The following is a 15,766-nucleotide window of genomic DNA, read 5'->3' on the forward strand; positions in this document are numbered from 1 at the left end:
GGTCTGATCCACAGAAACAGGAGGCACTCGGTTTGATCTACGGCGCAATGAAGGTTGCCATCGGAGGGCCGCTGAAGCTCGGCTTCAGGCCCTGGGTGGAGGGCCTTGAGAACGTCCCCGCCGAAGGCCCAGCGATCCTGGCGAGCAACCACCTCTCGTTCTCGGACTCCTTCTTCCTTCCCGCGGTCCTCGACCGCAAGGTCACCTTCATCGCCAAGGCGGAGTACTTCACCTCGCCCGGCGTGAAGGGCAAGCTCACCGCGGCCTTCTTCAAGGGCGTGGGCCAGCTCCCGGTGGACCGCTCCGGCGCGCGCGGCGCGGGCGAGGCGGCCATCAAGAGCGGCATCGAGGTCCTGGAGCGCGGTGAGCTCTTCGGCATCTACCCCGAAGGCACCCGCTCGCCCGACGGGCGCCTCTACCGCGGCAAACCGGGCGGTCTCGCCCGCGTGGCCCTCGCCACCGGCGCGCCCGTCCTCCCCGTCGCGATGATCGACACGGAGAAGATCCAGCCGCCCGGCAAGGTGATGCCCAAGCTGATGCGGCCCGGCATCCGCATCGGCAAGCCGCTCGACTTCCGGCGCTACCAGGGCATGGAGCAGGACCGCTTCGTGCTGCGCGCGCTGACCGACGAGGTCATGTACGAGATCATGAAGCTCTCCGGCCAGGAGTACGTCGACATGTACGCGACGGCCGCGAAGCGCCAGATCTCCGACGCGGCCAAGGCGGCCAAGGCGGCGGACGCACACAAGGACGGGCACAAGGGCGGGCGCAGGGAACGGTCCGGCTCCTAGCCGCGTCCGTTCAGGGGTGGGGCACACGGGGGGCGGGGGTCGGGGGACATGGCCGAGCGCGAGAAAGTCATGAGGATGTCGGTCGAGCAGCCGCTGTGGCGTGCGCTCACCGCGTACCGCGTCCTGACGATGCTGTACGCGATCGGCCTCTTCACGACGGCGCACGAGAAGCTGGACCGGCCCTGGCTGGCCATCGCCTACTACGCGGTGCTCGCCCCCTGGACCCTCGCCACCCTGCCCCGCGTCGCGAACGCGGCGAGCTGCACCAAGCGGTTCCTCGTCACGGACCTGACCGTCGCGATCGTGGGCATCCTGCTCACACCGCTCGCCGACTCGCAGCAGCGGATCGTCGACGGCGGCCCGACACTGCCCTCCATATGGACGGCGGGCTCCGTCCTCGCCTTCGCCATCAAGGGCGGCTGGCGCTGGGCGGCCTCGGCGTCCCTGCTCGTGGGCGTCGCCAACGTGGTGCAGCGCGGCGCGTTCAGCCGCGACACCGTCCACAACGTCCTGCTGGTCTGCATCGCCTCCATCGCCATCGGCTACGTCGTGGAGCTGGCCCGCGCCTCCGAGCGCACCCTGGCCCGCGCCCTGGAGATAGAGGCCGCGACCCGCGAGCGCGAACGGCTCGCCCGCGACATCCACGACAGCGTCCTCCAGGTCCTCGCCATGGTGCAGCGGCGCGGCACCGCCATCGGCGGCGAGGCCGCGGAGCTCGGCCGTCTCGCGGGCGAGCAGGAGGTCGCCCTGCGGACCCTGGTCGCCGGCGGCATGGTCCCCGCCTCGTACGCGTCGGAGGACATCGCGCAGGGCGCCGTCGTCCGCGCCGTCGAGGTGCCCGACGAGCAGGACGACGACGAGCCCCGCGACCTGCGCTCGCTCCTCACCCGGCACGCGGGCGCGAAGGTGACGCTCTCCGAGCCGGGGGCGCCGGTGCTCCTCGCGCCGCCCGCCGCGAGGGAGCTGGCCGCCGCCGTCGGCGCCGCCCTGGACAATGTCCGCAGGCACGCCGGGCCGGACGCGCACGCCTGGATCCTGGTCGAGGACGAGCCGGACGGGGTGATCGTGACCGTCAGGGACGACGGCCCCGGCATCCCGGAGGGCCGGCTCGCGGAGGCCGAGGGGGAGGGGCGCATGGGCGTGGCCCTGTCGATCCGGGGGCGGCTGCGGGACATCGGCGGCACGGCCGAGCTGATCTCGGTGCCGGGCCAGGGCACGGAAGTGGAACTGAGAGTGCCGCGCGAAGAGGCGCGGGACACACGGGGGAAGGCAGGAAAGGCGAGATGAACGAGCAGCAGCAACGGCAGGAACCGGCCACCGCGGGGGACGGGGTGGCGGTCGGCACGATCAAGGTCATGGTCGTCGACGACCACCCCATGTGGCGCGACGCCGTCGCCCGTGACCTCGCGGAGGCCGGCCTCGACGTGGTCGCCACCGCGGGCGACGGCGAGCAGGCCGTCCGCCGCGCCCAGGCGGTGGCGCCCGACGTCCTGGTCCTCGACCTGAACCTGCCGCTGAAGCCCGGCGTGCAGGTCTGCAAGGAACTGGTCGGCGCCAATCCGGCGCTGCGTGTCCTCGTCCTCTCGGCGAGCGGCGAGCACGCGGACGTCCTGGAGGCGGTCAAGTCCGGCGCCACCGGCTATCTCCTGAAGTCGGCGTCCACAGAAGAGCTGATCGACGCGGTGCGCCGCACGGCCGTCGGCGACGCGGTCTTCACCCCGGGCCTCGCGGGCCTGGTCCTCGGCGAGTACCGCCGGCTGGCCACCGAGCCCGCGGCCGGCACCCCGGACGACCCGAAGGCCCCGCAGCTCACCGACCGCGAGACGGAGGTCCTGCGCCTTGTCGCCAAGGGCCTGAGCTACAAGCAGATCGCCGAGCGCCTGGTCATCTCGCACCGCACCGTGCAGAACCACGTCCAGAACACCCTGGGCAAGCTCCAGCTGCACAACAGGGTGGAGCTCGTGCGGTACGCGATAGAGCGCGGCATCGACAGGCCCGACGACGCGTGACCCCTCGTACGGGTGAAAGCGCGTGATCAACTCCCCAGTGCGGCACAGGAATTGACCATTCGCACCGTCCCTGAGTGACCTGGATCACCATTAGCGTGACTCGCATCAGGTCACTGAGGCGAAGGGACTGTTCCATGGGGGCCAAGAAAATTGGCGTACTGACCGGAGGCGGCGACTGCCCCGGGCTCAACGCGGTCATCCGGGGCGTCGTCCGCAAGGGCGTGCAGGAGTACGACTACGACTTCGTCGGGTTCCGGGACGGCTGGCGCGGGCCGCTGGAGGGCGACACCGTCCAGCTCGACATCCCGGCGGTCCGCGGCATCCTGCCGCGCGGCGGCACCATCCTCGGCTCCTCGCGCACCAACCCGTTCAAGGTGGAGAACGGCGTGCGCCGCATCAAGGAGAACCTCGCCAAGCACGAGGTCGACTCCCTCATCGCGATCGGCGGCGAGGACACGCTCGGTGTCGCCGCGCGCCTCACCGACGAGTACGGCGTCCCGGTCGTCGGCGTCCCGAAGACCATCGACAACGACCTCTCCGCCACCGACTACACCTTCGGCTTCGACACGGCCGTCGGCATCGCGACCGAGGCGATCGACCGCCTGCACACCACCGCCGAGTCGCACATGCGCGTCCTCGTCGTCGAGGTCATGGGCCGCCACGCGGGCTGGATCGCCCTGCACTCGGGCCTCGCGGGCGGCGCCAACGTCATCCTCATCCCCGAGCAGCGCTTCGACGTCGACCAGGTCTGCGCTTGGGTGACCTCGCGGTTCAAGGCGTCGTACGCCCCCATCGTCGTCGTCGCGGAGGGCGCGATGCCCAAGGACGGCGAGATGGTCCTCAAGGACGGGACGCAGGACTCCTTCGGGCACGTGCGGCTCTCCGGGGTCGGCGAGTGGCTGGCCAAGGAGATCGAGGGGCGCACCGGCAAGGAGGCGCGCACCACGGTCCTCGGCCACGTCCAGCGCGGCGGCACCCCGAGCGCCTTCGACCGCTGGCTCGCCACACGCTTCGGCCTGCACGCGATCGAGGCGGTGCGCGACGGGGACTTCGGCAAGATGGTCGCCCTCAAGGGCACGGACATCGTCCGCGTCCCGATCGCGGAGGCCACGGCCCGCCTCAAGACGGTGGACCCGGCGCTGTACGCGGAGGTCGGCGTCTTCTTCGGCTGAAGTGGAGCGCCCCGTAAGGGGCGCGGGGCTGTGACATATGCGGCTCCGCCGCGTGGGCGCGACCAGCCCACGACGGCCCGCAGACGAAGACGCACGAGGGACGGCCCCGGCCGACGCTCCGGGTGCCGTCCCGGGAGGCGGTACATAGACTCACGCCATGGAGATCCTCGCATTCGGCGTGCAGTCCGACGAAAAGCCGCTGATCGAGAAGGCCTTCGAGGGGCACCACGACGTCCGCTGCCTCGACGTGTTCCTGAACGAGGACACCGCCCCGATCGCCGCCGGCTACGAGGTCATCTCCTCCAGCGTCAACGCCACCCTCGACAACCGGGTGCTCCAGACCCTCGCCGCCGGCGGGACCCGGATGATCGCCCAGCGCTCCACCGGGTTCAACAACATCGACCTGCCCGTCGCCGAACGCCTCGGCCTGACCGTCGCCCGCGTCTCGTCCTACTCTCCCTACTCCGTGGCGGAGTTCGCCTGGACCCTGGCGATGGCCGTCAACCGCCGCATCGTCCGCGCGAGCAACCGCACCCGCGACTTCGACTTCCGCCTCGACGGCCTGATGGGACGCGACCTGCGGGGCCGCACGGTCGGCGTGCTCGGCACCGGCAAGATCGGCGAGGCGTTCACCCGCATCGCACACGGCTTCGGCATGCGGCTGCTCGGCTGGGACGTCGCCGAGAACCCCGCCTGCGCCGAGCTCGGCATGAAGTACGTGACGAAGGACGAACTCCTCGCCGAGGCCGACCTCGTCAGCCTGCACGTGCCGCTGCTCCCGGCCACCCAGCACATCATCGACGCCGAGGCGCTGCGGACGATGAAGGACGACGCGATCCTGGTGAACTCCAGCCGCGGCGGCCTGATCGACACCGACGCCCTGGTCGGGGAGCTGCGCGCGGGACGCTTCACGGGGGTGGGCCTGGACGTGTACGAGGCGGAGGCGGGACTCTTCTTCCTCGACAAGTCCCTGGAGGTCGTCGAGGACGACACGCTGGCCCGCCTCGTCACGTTCCCGAACGTCGTGGTCACCTCCCACCAGGCGTACTACACCGTGGACGCGGTGGGCCAGATCATCGACACCACGGTGCACAACGTCCTCGACTACCTGGCGGGCCGCCGCTCCGAGAACGTCCTGGTCCCCGCGGCGGCCACGAGCTGACCGAGCAGCTCCCGCACGATCGCGGTGCCGCGCAGCGTCAGCACCGACTCCGGGTGGAACTGCACGCCCGCGAAGCCCGCCCCGCGCAGCGCGTGCACCTCGCCGCTCGTCCCGTCCCTGCTGACCTCCACGCCGTGCGCGGCCAGCTCCGCCGCCGACTCGTCGTCGCAGTGCGCCACGAAGCTGTTGTAGAAGCCGACGGTCTCCGGCCGCCCGAACAGGTCGATGCCCGTCTGCGCGCCCTGGTACGGCACTTCCTTCCGTACGATCTCCAGACCCAGCTCGGCCGCGATCAGCTCGTGCCCGAGGCAGACGCCGAGCACGCCGTACTCATGGCCGCGGATCACCTCGGCCGCCAGCGAGCGCAGGAACCGCATCTTCGGGTCGGTGCGGTCGGACGGGTCGCCGGGACCCGGGCCGAGCACGACGGGCCCCTCGTGCGCGAGCACCGTCTCCCGCAGCCCCTCCTCGTCGTACCGCCGCACCGAGACCCGCAGGCCGGAGGAGCGCAGGACGTGCGCGAGCATCGCGGTGAAGGTGTCCTCGCCGTCCACGACGAGCGCGTGGCCGGTGAGTGCGCTCGCCTGCGCCTGCATCCGCAGCCAGAACGGCGCGAGCGAGGCGCGCCGGCCGTCGAGGGCCGCCCGCACCCGCGGGTCGTCGGCGAGGGCGGGCCGCGCGCCCTCCTCGTGCGGCCTGCCGGGGCGTACGCCCAGCGCGGCCAGCACTCCGGCGGCCTTCGCGTGCGTCTCGGCGACCTCGCCCGCGGGGTCGGAGCCGCGCACCAGCGTGGCGCCCACCGGCACCCGCAGCCGCCCGGCCGGGGAGATGTCGGCGGTGCGGATCAGGATGGGGGAGTCCAGGGTCTGCGCGCCGCCCGCGTCCCTGCCGATGAGCGCGAGGGCGCCCGCGTAATAGCCCCGCCCGCCGGCTTCGTGCCGCTCGATGACGCGGCAGGCGTTCTGCACGGGTGACCCGGTGACGGTCGCCGCGAACATCGTCTCCTTCAGGACCTCCCGCACGTCCAGCGACGACTTGCCGCGCAATTCGTACTCGGTGTGCGCGAGGTGGGCCATCTCCTTCAGGCGCGGCCCGATCACGACGCCGCCCATGTCGCCGACGGTGCACATCATCTTGAGCTCCTCGTCGACGACCATCGAGAGCTCCTCGATCTCCTTGCCGTCGGAGAGGAAGGCGAGCAGGTCCTCGGGGGTGGGCCCGTCGGCGGGGTAGCGGTAGGTGCCGCTGATGGGGTTCATGACGACGGTCCCGCCGGACATCCGCACGTGCACCTCGGGGCTGGCCCCGACGAGCGTGCGGTCCCCGGTGTGCACGACGTACGTCCAGTACGCGCCCCGCTCGCCCACGAGCAGCCGCCTGAAGAGCGCGAGGGCGTCCGCGCGCCCGAAGCCCGGGATGTCGCCCTCGTACGTGCGGCGGATGACGAAGTTGGCGCCCTCGCCCCGGCCGATCTCCTCGCGCAGGACGCGCCCCACGATGTCCGCGTAGGCGGCGTCGTCCACGTCGAAGGCGCCGCCCTCGACCCGCACGTCGTGCGCGGGCAGCGCGGAGAGAGCCGCGTCGAGCGGGAGTTCGTGCGTCTCTTCGGGGATGAGGACGGTCAGCGGCGTGCCGTCGTCGCGGACGTCGAAGCCGCGCTCCCTGATCTGCCGGAAGGGCACGAGCGCGAGGCCCTCGGGGATGTCCGCGAGGCGGTCGTACGTGCCCGTCGGGCCGATCAGGACCTCGACCGTGTCGTGGTCGCGGCCCGGGGTGCGGCGGCGCAGCAGGGCGAAGGGGCGGTCGTCGGACAGGAGGTCGGTGAGGTGCGTGGGGTGCATGGGCTGGTTCCTTCTCACTCGGAGAGGAACGGCCCGGCCCCGGGAAGTCCGGAAAACACCGAAGGCCGCCCCTCGGGCGGCCTTCGCGAGTCTGTGGCTACGCGCAGTCAGTGGGCCGCCGGATGAGCGGGCCACCACCAGTTACGAGTCGTCGTCTGCGCGTGCATGCCCCGCACCTTAGCGCATCATCAGGAGACCGAGGCCCTGGTCATCAGGAGATCGAGGCTCTCGTCGAGGTACGCGCCGAGTTCCGCGCCGGACGGCACGGCCGAGGGCACCGCGTGGCCGAGCTGGGTGTGGCCCAGATAGACGCTGTACGCGAGCAGACCGCGCCGGCGCGCCTCCGCCTCGGGAAAGCCGAGACCGGCGAAGAGCTCGGCGACGTACGCCAGACGGCGCTCGGTCACCTTCCGCAGGGCCGCCGCCACCCGGGGGTGCTCGGCCGTCGCCAGCAGGGAGACCTCCAGCGGGCCCGAGGCGGCGGCGGTGATGGCCTCGGCGAAGAGCAGCCGGATCCGCTTGCGGGGGTCCGGTTCGGTCTCGACGTGGCTGATCATCCCCTCCGTGTGGAGCTCGGCCCAGCGGTCGAGGGCGGCGTCGATGAGCGCGTCGCGGTTCGCGAAGTGCCAGTAGAAGCTGCCCTTGGTGGTGCCGAGGCGGACCGCGAGGGGTTCCACGGCGACGGCCGCGAGCCCGCCGTCGCCGATCGCCGTCAGGGCGGCGTCCGCCCAGTCGTCGGCGGTCAGCCGGGGCTTCGCCGTGGCCTTCTTCTGCTGCCGTTGCGCCATGTCCATACGCTACCGTACGGTGACCATACGCCAGCGTATGGAGGTGCGGCATGGGAGTCGTACGCAACGAGCACGAGCGGGTCGTCGAGGCTCCGGCGGAGGTGGTGGGGGCGCTCCTGGACCGTCTGTCGGCCGAAGACGACCCGGTCTTCCCCGTCCCGGCCTGGGCGCCCATGACCTTCGACCGCCCCCTCGGTGTGGGCGCGACCGGCGGCCACGGCCCGATCCGGTACTCCGTCACGGCCCACGAACCGGGCCGCCGCGTCCGCTTCGCCTTCACCCCGCCGGACGACGGCTTCCACGAGCTGACGGTCGAGCCGCGGGGAGAGGGGCGCTGCCTCGTGCGGCACGTCCTGGAGATGCGGCAGTCCGGCGTGGACCGCCTCCTGTGGCCCACGGCGGTCCGGCCCGTGCACGACACGATGCTTGAAGAGCTCTTCGACAACATCGAGCGCGCGGCGGCGGGCGGCTGCGCCCGGCCCGTCCGCTGGTCACCCCGGCTGCGGCTGCTCAACCGGCTCTGGTGGCCCAGGCCGGTGCCGGTGGCGGTTCCAGAGGGTGCCCGCCTGCTCCGGGCCTCCGTGGACCGGCCCGGCTACCGGGACGCGTACCGCATGGACCTGCGCGCCGGACTGCCCCGCGACCCCGCGGCCTGGACCGGCGTCCTGCGCGACGCCTTCCCGGTCCTCGCCCGCGAGGGCGGCGAGCTGCTGATGGACGTGAACACGGCAGGCCTCACCGCCCGCGCCTCGATCCTGGTCGACGAGCACCACGTCACGCTCAGCACGGCCGTCCGGGCGGACACCCTGCGCGCCAGGCTCTACTGGGCCGCCGTGCGGCCGGTGCACCCCTTCATGGCCCGCATGATGCTCCGCCGCGTCCACCGCAGGCTCGCCCTCGCGGCCCCGAGCGCCGGCGAGCGGGCAGCGGGAACCGATCACTCCACCGTGTCTGCTCCGTCTCACTTCGTGAGCGGGTGAATGGACGGCGCGCTGCACCACGTAATGTTGACGAGGTGACCGTGAACGCTAAGACCACCGCTACCGGTGGCAACACCTGGCGAAACCTGCCCGCGGCGCAGCAGCCCGAGTACCCCGATGCCGAGGCTCTGCGCGATGTGATCGCGGACCTCGAGTCGTATCCGCCGCTCGTCTTCGCGGGCGAGTGCGACCAGCTGCGCGCCCGACTGGCCTCCGTCGCCAAGGGAGAGGCGTTCCTGCTCCAGGGCGGCGACTGCGCCGAGGCCTTCGACGCCGTCTCCGCCGACCACATCCGCAACAAGCTGAAGACGCTGCTCCAGATGGGCGCCGTCCTCACGTACGCGGCGTCCGTGCCCGTCGTGAAGGTGGGCCGCATCGCGGGGCAGTACTCCAAGCCGCGCTCCAAGCCGACCGAGACCCGCGACGGCGTGACGCTCCCGACCTACCGGGGCGACTCCGTCAACGGCTTCGACTTCACCGAAGAGGCCCGGATCCCGGACCCCGAGCGCCTCAAGCGGATGTACAACGCCTCCGCCTCCACGCTCAACCTGGTGCGCGCCTTCACCACCGGCGGTTACGCCGACCTGCGCCAGGTGCACGCCTGGAACCAGGACTTCGTGAAGTCGTCCCCGTCCGGCCAGCGGTACGAGCAGCTGGCCCGCGAGATCGACAACGCGCTCAACTTCATGCGCGCCTGCGGCACCGACCCGGAGGAGTTCAAGACCGTCGAGTTCTACGCCTCCCACGAGGCGCTGCTCCTCGACTACGAGTCGGCGCTGACCCGCGTCGACTCCCGCACCGGCCGGCTGTACGACACCTCGGGCCACATGGTCTGGATCGGTGAGCGCACCCGCCAACTGGACCACGCGCACATCGAGTTCGCCTCCCAGGTGCGCAACCCCATCGGCGTCAAGCTCGGCCCGACCACGACGGCCGAGGAGGCGCTGCAGTACATCGAGCGCCTCGACCCCGACCGCGAGCCCGGCCGGCTGACCTTCATCGTCCGCATGGGCGCCGACAAGGTCCGCGACAAGCTGCCCGAGCTGGTCGAGAAGGTCACCGCCTCCGGCGCGACCGTCGCCTGGATCACCGACCCGATGCACGGCAACACGTACGAGGCGGCCTCCGGTCACAAGACCCGCCGCTTCGACGACGTGCTCGACGAGGTCAAGGGCTTCTTCGAGGTCCACAAGGCCCTCGGCACCCACCCGGGCGGCATCCACGTCGAGCTCACCGGTGACGACGTCACCGAGTGCGTGGGCGGCGGCGACGAGATCTTCGTCGACGACCTGCACCAGCGCTACGAGACGGCCTGCGACCCGCGGCTCAACCGCAGCCAGTCGCTCGACCTGGCGTTCCTGGTGGCGGAGATGTACCGCGACCAGTAGTCCTTCGAGGTGTACGTACGTGTGGGGCGCGGATCCGTGTGATCCGCGCCCCACCGGCGTATCCGGGGCTTTTGTGGACCCGACGTCGCGGGTAAGGTTAGGTTAGCCTCACCGATCAATCGGGACGGCGCTACCGATGAGTCCTGTCCGGGAGGTGAACCGCGTGTACGTCTGCAACTGCTTCGGGGTCACCGAGGCGCAGGTGAAGAAGCACGCGGCGGACGGGGCCTGCACCCCCCGCCAGATAGCGTCGGCCTGCAAGGCGGGCACGGACTGTGGTTCGTGCGTGCGGCGCATCCAGGCCCTGCTCGGCCGGGGCGCGTGCCCCCGCCGTGACCTCGTGGACCAGGGGGAGCCGGTGCTCGCCGACCTGGACGAGGCCGCCTAGCCCTAGCTCTCCGGCTGCTCGATGAGCTGCGCGAGATAGAGCGGCTCGCCCAGCTTCTCGACGAGCTCGAGCTGGGTGTCCAGATAGTCGATGTGGTGCTCCTCGTCGGCGAGGATCGACTCGAAGATGTTCGCGGACGTGATGTCGCCCTTGGCGCGCATCACCTCGATGCCGCGCTTGAGGCGGTCGATCGCCTCCACCTCGACCTGCCGGTCCGCCTGGAACATCTCGGTGACCGTCTGGCCCACCCGGACGTGGAAGAGCCGCTGGTAGTTGGGCAGACCGTCGAGGAACAGAATCCGGTCGGTCAGCACCTCCGCGTGCTTCATCTCGTCGAACGACTCGGACCGGGTGTACTTCGCGAGCTTGGTCCAGCCGAAGTTCTCCTGCATCTTGGCGTGGAGAAAGTACTGGTTGATCGCCGTCAGTTCGGCGGTCAGCTGCTCGTTGAGAAATTCAATGACCTCGGGGTCGCCCTGCATCGCAGAGGCTCCTTCCACGCGGTTGACTGGGCAGGTGCGCGCATCTTTGCACCGGTGTTCGGAGGGCGTCCAGTAAGTGCACGCTTAGTAGGAGTTGCCCGAATCCGTATCTGTCAGACTTCGTCTGGTCACGTCCACCGCCCCGGGTCTGTCAGGATGGAGTCATGGGTCAGCCGGCGGAACGCGCATCTCGACAGGCGGCGGAGCCGGAGCTTCCGCCGGGTCAGCGGCTGCAGCGCGGCTGGCCGGTCACGCACTACGGACCAGTGCCGAAGTTCCGGCCGGAGCGCTGGGAGTTCAGGGTTTTCGGAGCCACCGCCGACGGCGCGAAGCACTGCTGGACGCACGAGGAATTCTCCGCCCTGCCGTACGACACCGTGGTAGCCGACCTGCACTGCGTCACGAAGTTCAGCATGCTCGGCGCCGAATGGGGCGGCGTGCCGGCCCGCACGCTCCTGGAGATCGCCCCGCCCGCGCCGAACGCCACCCATGTGATGGTCTGGGCGGAGTACGGCTTCAGCTCGAATCTGCGGATGGCGGACTTCGCCTCCGACCGCACGATTTTCGCCACGCACAAAGGCGGCGAACTGCTCACCGCGGAGCACGGCTTCCCGCTCCGGCTCGTGGTGCCCCACCTGTACGCGTGGAAGGGCCCCAAGTGGGTCCGCGGCATCGAGTACATGACCGCCGACCGCCGCGGCTTCTGGGAGGAGCGCGGCTATCACAACCTCGGCGACCCCTGGCGGGAGCAGCGCTACTCCTACCAGGAGGAGCCCGGGGACGGCCCCGAGTTCTAAGGCCCGCCCCCGCGCCCACGGGTGTTTCTTACAGGCTCCTGAGCCCCTTCAGGCGCGCCACGTCGGCCGCGTGCCCCTCCTTGCCGCCGGGCGTCTCGATGACCAGCGGTACGCCGTCGGTGGCCGGGTGGACCATCAGCTCGCGGAACGGCTCCTCGCCGATGTGGCCGGTGCCGATGTTCTCGTGGCGGTCCTTGTGGGCGCCGACGACGTCCTTGGAGTCGTTGGCGTGCACGAGCTTCAGACGGCCCTCGCCGACCGTGTCCACGAGGAGGTCCAGGGTCTGCTTCATGCCGCCCGGACCCGTCAGGTCGTGGCCCGCCGCGTAGATGTGGCAGGTGTCCAGGCAGATGCCGAGCTTGGGATGGGAGTCCAGCGCCTCGAAGTACGGACCGAAGTCCCACGTGCGGGAGCAGAGCGAGGCGCCCTGGCCCGCGGTCGACTCCAGGAGCAGGAACGGGTCGTCGTCGTGCGTCAGCTCGTCGAGCAGCGGCAGCATCCGGTCGCGCACCTGCTTCAGGGCGACCGCCCGGTCCCGGCCGCCGGTCGCCGAGCCGGTGTGCACGACGACGCCGAGCGCCCCGATCTCGCGGGCCCTGCGCAGCGAGTGGCGCAGGGACTCCACGGACTTCTCGACGGTCGCCTCGGTGTGCGAGCCGAAGTTGATCAGGTAAGGCGCGTGGACGTACGCCGGGATGTTCTCGGCGGCACAGGCCGCGCGGAACGCCTCGTCCTGCTTCGGGTTGCCGGGCGGGGTCGCCCACCCCCGCGGGTTGGCGACGAAGACCTGGACGGCTTCGGCGCCGAGGTCACGGGCGTACGACAGGCCGACGGAGGCGAGTCCGCCGGCCACCGGGACATGGCCGCCGACGGGATTGCGGGACACTGCGTTGGGGGACTTGTTGCTGCTCACGACGTCAAGGGTGGCACGCGCGCGTGGATGCTCCCGAACGGTCCGGGAGCGGGGAGGGGCAGGGCGGGGCCGGACCGGGAGCCCGGCGCCCGGCTCAGCGGATCGTGATGGTGATCGTCGAGTTCTTCGGCGCCTTGTCGCCGCCGTCCACCGACTGCTTCTTCACGGTGTCCCCGAAGATGCCCAGCAGGCCGCGGTCCTCGTCGACCTCGAAGCCCGCGCTCTCCAGCTCGTCCTTGGCCTCGTCGACGCTCATGCCGGTGACGTCCGGCACCTCGACCATCGGCGGGCCCTTGGAGATCGTCAGCGTGACCGTGTCACCCTCCGCGACCGTCTTGTTCTGGGCGGGCGACTGCTTCACGACATCGCCCTTGTCCTCGTCGGAGTGGACCCGCGTCGGGGCGATCTCGACCTTCAGCCCGGCGTCCTCAAGATCCTCGGTGGCGTCGGCCTCGGAATCGCCCCGCACGTCGGGGATCTCGACCGGGCGGCCCTTGCTGACGACCAGGGCGACGGCGGAACCCGCCTTGCGGGTGAAGCCCGCCCGCGGGTCCGTGCCGATCACGGAGCCCTTGTCGACGGTCTCGCTGAAGCTCTTGGTGACCATGCCCGGCGCGAGTCCGGAGTTCTTGAGCTCCTTCTTCGCCGTGGCCAGCGGGAGGCTCTTCACGTTCGGGACCTTCACGGTCTCGGGGCCCAGCGAGATGGTCAGCGTCACCCCGTCGTTCTGCCGGATGCGGTCGCCCACCGCCGGGTCGGTCTCCATGACCGTGCCGCGCTTGTCCGTGTCGCTGTACTTGCGCTCGACGTCCTTCACTTCGAGCCCGGCCGCGTCGAGCCGCTGCTTCGCCTGCGCCTCGGTCTTCGCCAGGAGCGGCGGGACCTCCGTGAACTGGCCGGAATTGATGTACCAGATGCCCGTGCCGAGGCCGAGGACCAGCAGGACACCGGCTATGACCGCGATCGTGCGGCGGCGCGGGTCGAACCGCCGCCGGGAGGCCGGGGCGGCGGCGGGCGGTCCTGGCGGGCCGGGCGGCGGAGTCGTGAGGACGCTGGTGCGGTTCAGCGCGTCCGCGCCTCGCTGCGCCTCCGGATCGCCCTCCGCGGGCAGCGGGAGCTGCACGGAGCGCGCCGCGCGCGGGATCACGCTCGTGCGGTCCCCGGAGATGTCGCGGTGCTCGTCGTCCGTCGGGTGCGCCTGCGGCGGCACGGCGTCGAGCTGCTCCTCGGTCAGGGCGGCCCGCGCCTCCCTGACCTGCGCGAGGAGCGCCACCGCGTCGTACGGACGGATGTCCGGGGTGCGCGCGGTGGCGGAGGCGACCAGCTCGTCGAGGGCGAAGGGGAGCCCGGGGACGGCCGCCGACGGGGGCGGCACGTCTTCGTTGAGGTGCTGGTAGAGGACCTGGGCGGGGGAGTCGCCGGAGTGCGGCTTGGCGCCGGTCAGCATCTCGTAGAGCACGACCCCGCACGCGTACACGTCCACGCGGGTGTCCGCCGTGCCGTGCTCGATCTGCTCGGGGGCGAGGTACGAGACGGTGCCGAGGACGGTGCCCGTGGTGTTCGTGACGGTGTCCACCGCGCGGACGAGCCCGAAGTCGGCGACCTTCACCCGGCCGTCGTCCCCTATGAGGACGTTCTCCGGCTTCATGTCGCGGTGCACGAACCCGGCGCGGTGCGCGGCGCCGAGCGCGGCCAGGACCGGCTCCAGGATGTCGAGGGCGGCCCGCGGCTGCAGGGCGCCGCGCTCGCGCAGGACGTCGCGCAGGGTGCAGCCCGCGATGTACTCCATCGCGAGGTAGACGTACGAACCGTCCGTGCCCTGGTCGAACACACCGACCACGTTCGGATGCGAGAGGCGGGCCACCGACTTGGCCTCGCGGATGAAGCGGTCGACGAAGGAGGCGTCGGCCGCCAGCGTCGGATGCATCACCTTGAGCGCGAGCACGCGGTCGAGGCGGGTGTCCACGGCCCGGTAGACCGTGGCCATCCCGCCGACCGCGATGCGCCCCTCGATCCGGTAACGGCCGTCGAGCAGCTGCCCGACGAGCGGGTCCTGAAGGGTCGTGTCCACAGAGGGAGTCTACGAGCAGGCACCGACACCCCGGCCGGACGGGCGCGTACACGGCACTACTGCAGCCGAGCTGTGACAGGTGACGGGGCGACCGTGCCCCGTAAGGGGCGCGGGGAACTGCGCGACAAGCCCCCACCGGCGGACAGCTGCGAGCGAACAGGCCCTCCCTGGCACGGCAAGGACGTCAGAACGCGGGCCGCTCCGGATCGAGCCGAGCCATGCCCTCCGCAGGAGAGGACGCCTCCGCGAAGTGCCGCCGCGGAATCCGCCCGGCCCGGTGCGCGAGCCGCCCGGCCTCGACGCCGTGCCGCATGGCCTCGGCCATCAGGACCGGCTCCTGCGCCCGCGTCACCGCGGAGGCGAGCATCACGCCCGCACACCCCAGCTCCATCGCGATCGCCGCGTCGGACGCCGTGCCCGCCCCCGCGTCGAGGATCACCGGCACGCGCGCGTGCTCCACGATCAGCTGGAAGTTGTGCGGGTTGCGGATGCCGAGCCCGGAGCCGATGGGCGAGCCGAGCGGCATGATCGCCGCACAGCCCACGTCCTCCAGCTTCCGCGCGAGCACCGGGTCGTCGTTCGTGTAGGGCAGGACGGTGAAACCGTCGTCCACCAGGGTCTCGGCGGCGTCCAGGAGCTCGACCGGATCGGGCAGCAGGGTGCGCTCGTCGGCGATCACCTCCAGCTTCACCAGGTCGGTGCCGAGCGCCTCGCGGGCGAGCCGGGCGGTGAGGACGGCCTCGCCGGCCGTGAAGCAGCCCGCCGTGTTGGGCAGCACGCGGATGCCGAGCCGGTCGAGGACGGAGAGCACGGAGCCCTGGACGCCCGGGTCGAGACGGCGCATCGCGACGGTGGTCAGCTCCGTGCCGGACGCGATGAGGGACCGCTCCAGGACGTCGAGGCTGGGCGCCCCTCCCGTACCCATGATCAGGCGCGAGGAGAGGGTGAGCCCGCCGATGACGAAGGGGTCGTCTGCCATGGTGG

The 15,766-nt window shown here is 71.3% G+C and carries 16 protein-coding genes; 9 read left to right on the forward strand and 7 right to left on the reverse strand.

All coding sequences use genetic code 11. The features are described from left to right. Positions 1–32: 32 nt before the first annotated feature. The 5 genes from ACZ7LU_RS28995 (at position 33) to ACZ7LU_RS29015 (ending at position 5,134) form a co-directional block, all read left to right on the forward strand. Positions 33–791: a lysophospholipid acyltransferase family protein gene (locus ACZ7LU_RS28995; RefSeq protein WP_471918444.1), complete on the forward strand. Its 759-nt coding sequence runs from the start codon at positions 33–35 to the stop codon at positions 789–791. A 48-nt stretch (positions 792–839) separates the two neighbouring features. Then, positions 840–2,078: a MacS family sensor histidine kinase gene (macS, locus tag ACZ7LU_RS29000; protein ID WP_468310951.1), complete on the forward strand. Its 1,239-nt coding sequence runs from the start codon at positions 840–842 to the stop codon at positions 2,076–2,078. 68 nt (positions 2,079–2,146) lie between these two features. Beyond that, complete coding sequence (locus tag ACZ7LU_RS29005; RefSeq protein WP_398307793.1) at positions 2,147–2,800, forward strand: response regulator; 654 nt, start codon at positions 2,147–2,149, stop codon at positions 2,798–2,800. 134 nt (positions 2,801–2,934) lie between these two features. Continuing rightward, complete coding sequence (locus ACZ7LU_RS29010; RefSeq protein WP_398307139.1) at positions 2,935–3,972, forward strand: 6-phosphofructokinase; 1,038 nt, start codon at positions 2,935–2,937, stop codon at positions 3,970–3,972. 157 nt (positions 3,973–4,129) lie between these two features. Continuing rightward, the gene (locus ACZ7LU_RS29015; RefSeq protein WP_471918445.1) at positions 4,130–5,134 is read left to right on the forward strand and encodes a 2-hydroxyacid dehydrogenase; all 1,005 of its coding nucleotides are present in this window, start codon (positions 4,130–4,132) and stop codon (positions 5,132–5,134) included. Here ACZ7LU_RS29015 and ACZ7LU_RS29020 read toward each other — a convergent pair. From ACZ7LU_RS29020 to ACZ7LU_RS29030, 3 genes are all read right to left on the reverse strand, one after another. Then, positions 5,077–6,975: an anthranilate synthase family protein gene (locus ACZ7LU_RS29020; protein WP_471918446.1), complete on the reverse strand. Its 1,899-nt coding sequence runs from the start codon at positions 6,973–6,975 to the stop codon at positions 5,077–5,079. The genes ACZ7LU_RS29015 and ACZ7LU_RS29020 overlap by 58 nt on opposite strands. A 107-nt stretch (positions 6,976–7,082) precedes the next feature. Further along, positions 7,083–7,142: a trp operon leader peptide gene (locus ACZ7LU_RS29025; protein WP_106977022.1), complete on the reverse strand. Its 60-nt coding sequence runs from the start codon at positions 7,140–7,142 to the stop codon at positions 7,083–7,085. A 21-nt stretch (positions 7,143–7,163) separates the two neighbouring features. Further along, complete coding sequence (locus ACZ7LU_RS29030) at positions 7,164–7,769, reverse strand: TetR/AcrR family transcriptional regulator (protein ID WP_398307145.1); 606 nt, start codon at positions 7,767–7,769, stop codon at positions 7,164–7,166. Between the two features lie 44 nt (positions 7,770–7,813). On the opposite strand from ACZ7LU_RS29030, the gene ACZ7LU_RS29035 reads away from it, so the two are divergent. The 3 genes from ACZ7LU_RS29035 to ACZ7LU_RS29045 all read left to right on the forward strand — a co-directional run bounded on the left by ACZ7LU_RS29035 (position 7,814) and on the right by ACZ7LU_RS29045 (position 10,519). Beyond that, positions 7,814–8,743, forward strand: coding sequence for a DUF2867 domain-containing protein (locus ACZ7LU_RS29035; protein ID WP_471918447.1), 930 nt, complete (start codon positions 7,814–7,816; stop codon positions 8,741–8,743). Positions 8,744–8,778: 35 nt separating this feature from the next. Beyond that, entirely contained in the window at positions 8,779–10,131 is a 1,353-nt protein-coding gene (locus ACZ7LU_RS29040) for a class II 3-deoxy-7-phosphoheptulonate synthase (RefSeq protein WP_398307148.1), read from the forward strand. Positions 10,132–10,267: 136 nt separating this feature from the next. Continuing rightward, a complete protein-coding gene (locus ACZ7LU_RS29045; protein ID WP_398307150.1) occupies positions 10,268–10,519 on the forward strand; it encodes a bacterioferritin-associated ferredoxin in 252 nt (83 codons plus the stop codon). A gap of 2 nt (positions 10,520–10,521) precedes the next feature. Here the strand turns inward: ACZ7LU_RS29045 and bfr are convergent, their stop codons facing one another. Beyond that, positions 10,522–11,001 carry a bacterioferritin gene (gene bfr, locus ACZ7LU_RS29050; protein WP_362992482.1) on the reverse strand — a complete coding sequence of 160 codons (480 nt, stop codon included), beginning with the start codon at positions 10,999–11,001 and terminating at the stop codon, positions 10,522–10,524. A 164-nt stretch (positions 11,002–11,165) separates the two neighbouring features. Here bfr and ACZ7LU_RS29055 point away from each other — a divergent pair, with 164 nt between their 5' ends. Beyond that, positions 11,166–11,798 (forward strand): sulfite oxidase-like oxidoreductase, encoded by a 633-nt coding sequence (locus tag ACZ7LU_RS29055; RefSeq protein WP_398307152.1) that lies wholly within the window; start codon positions 11,166–11,168, stop codon positions 11,796–11,798. 28 nt (positions 11,799–11,826) lie between these two features. Here the strand turns inward: ACZ7LU_RS29055 and ACZ7LU_RS29060 are convergent, their stop codons facing one another. The 3 genes from ACZ7LU_RS29060 to ACZ7LU_RS29070 all read right to left on the reverse strand — a co-directional run bounded on the left by ACZ7LU_RS29060 (position 11,827) and on the right by ACZ7LU_RS29070 (position 15,761). Continuing rightward, positions 11,827–12,711, reverse strand: a complete 885-nt coding sequence (locus tag ACZ7LU_RS29060; protein WP_468560824.1) for a deoxyribonuclease IV — start codon at positions 12,709–12,711, stop codon at positions 11,827–11,829. Between the two features lie 94 nt (positions 12,712–12,805). Further along, on the reverse strand, positions 12,806–14,782 hold the full coding sequence (pknB, locus tag ACZ7LU_RS29065) for a Stk1 family PASTA domain-containing Ser/Thr kinase (RefSeq protein ID WP_471918448.1): 1,977 nt from the start codon (positions 14,780–14,782) through the stop codon (positions 12,806–12,808). Between the two features lie 184 nt (positions 14,783–14,966). Further along, positions 14,967–15,761, reverse strand: a complete 795-nt coding sequence (locus ACZ7LU_RS29070; RefSeq protein WP_468560822.1) for a thiazole synthase — start codon at positions 15,759–15,761, stop codon at positions 14,967–14,969. Positions 15,762–15,766: the final 5 nt, after the last annotated feature.

The organism is Streptomyces sp. NPDC039462 (assembly GCF_055639375.1).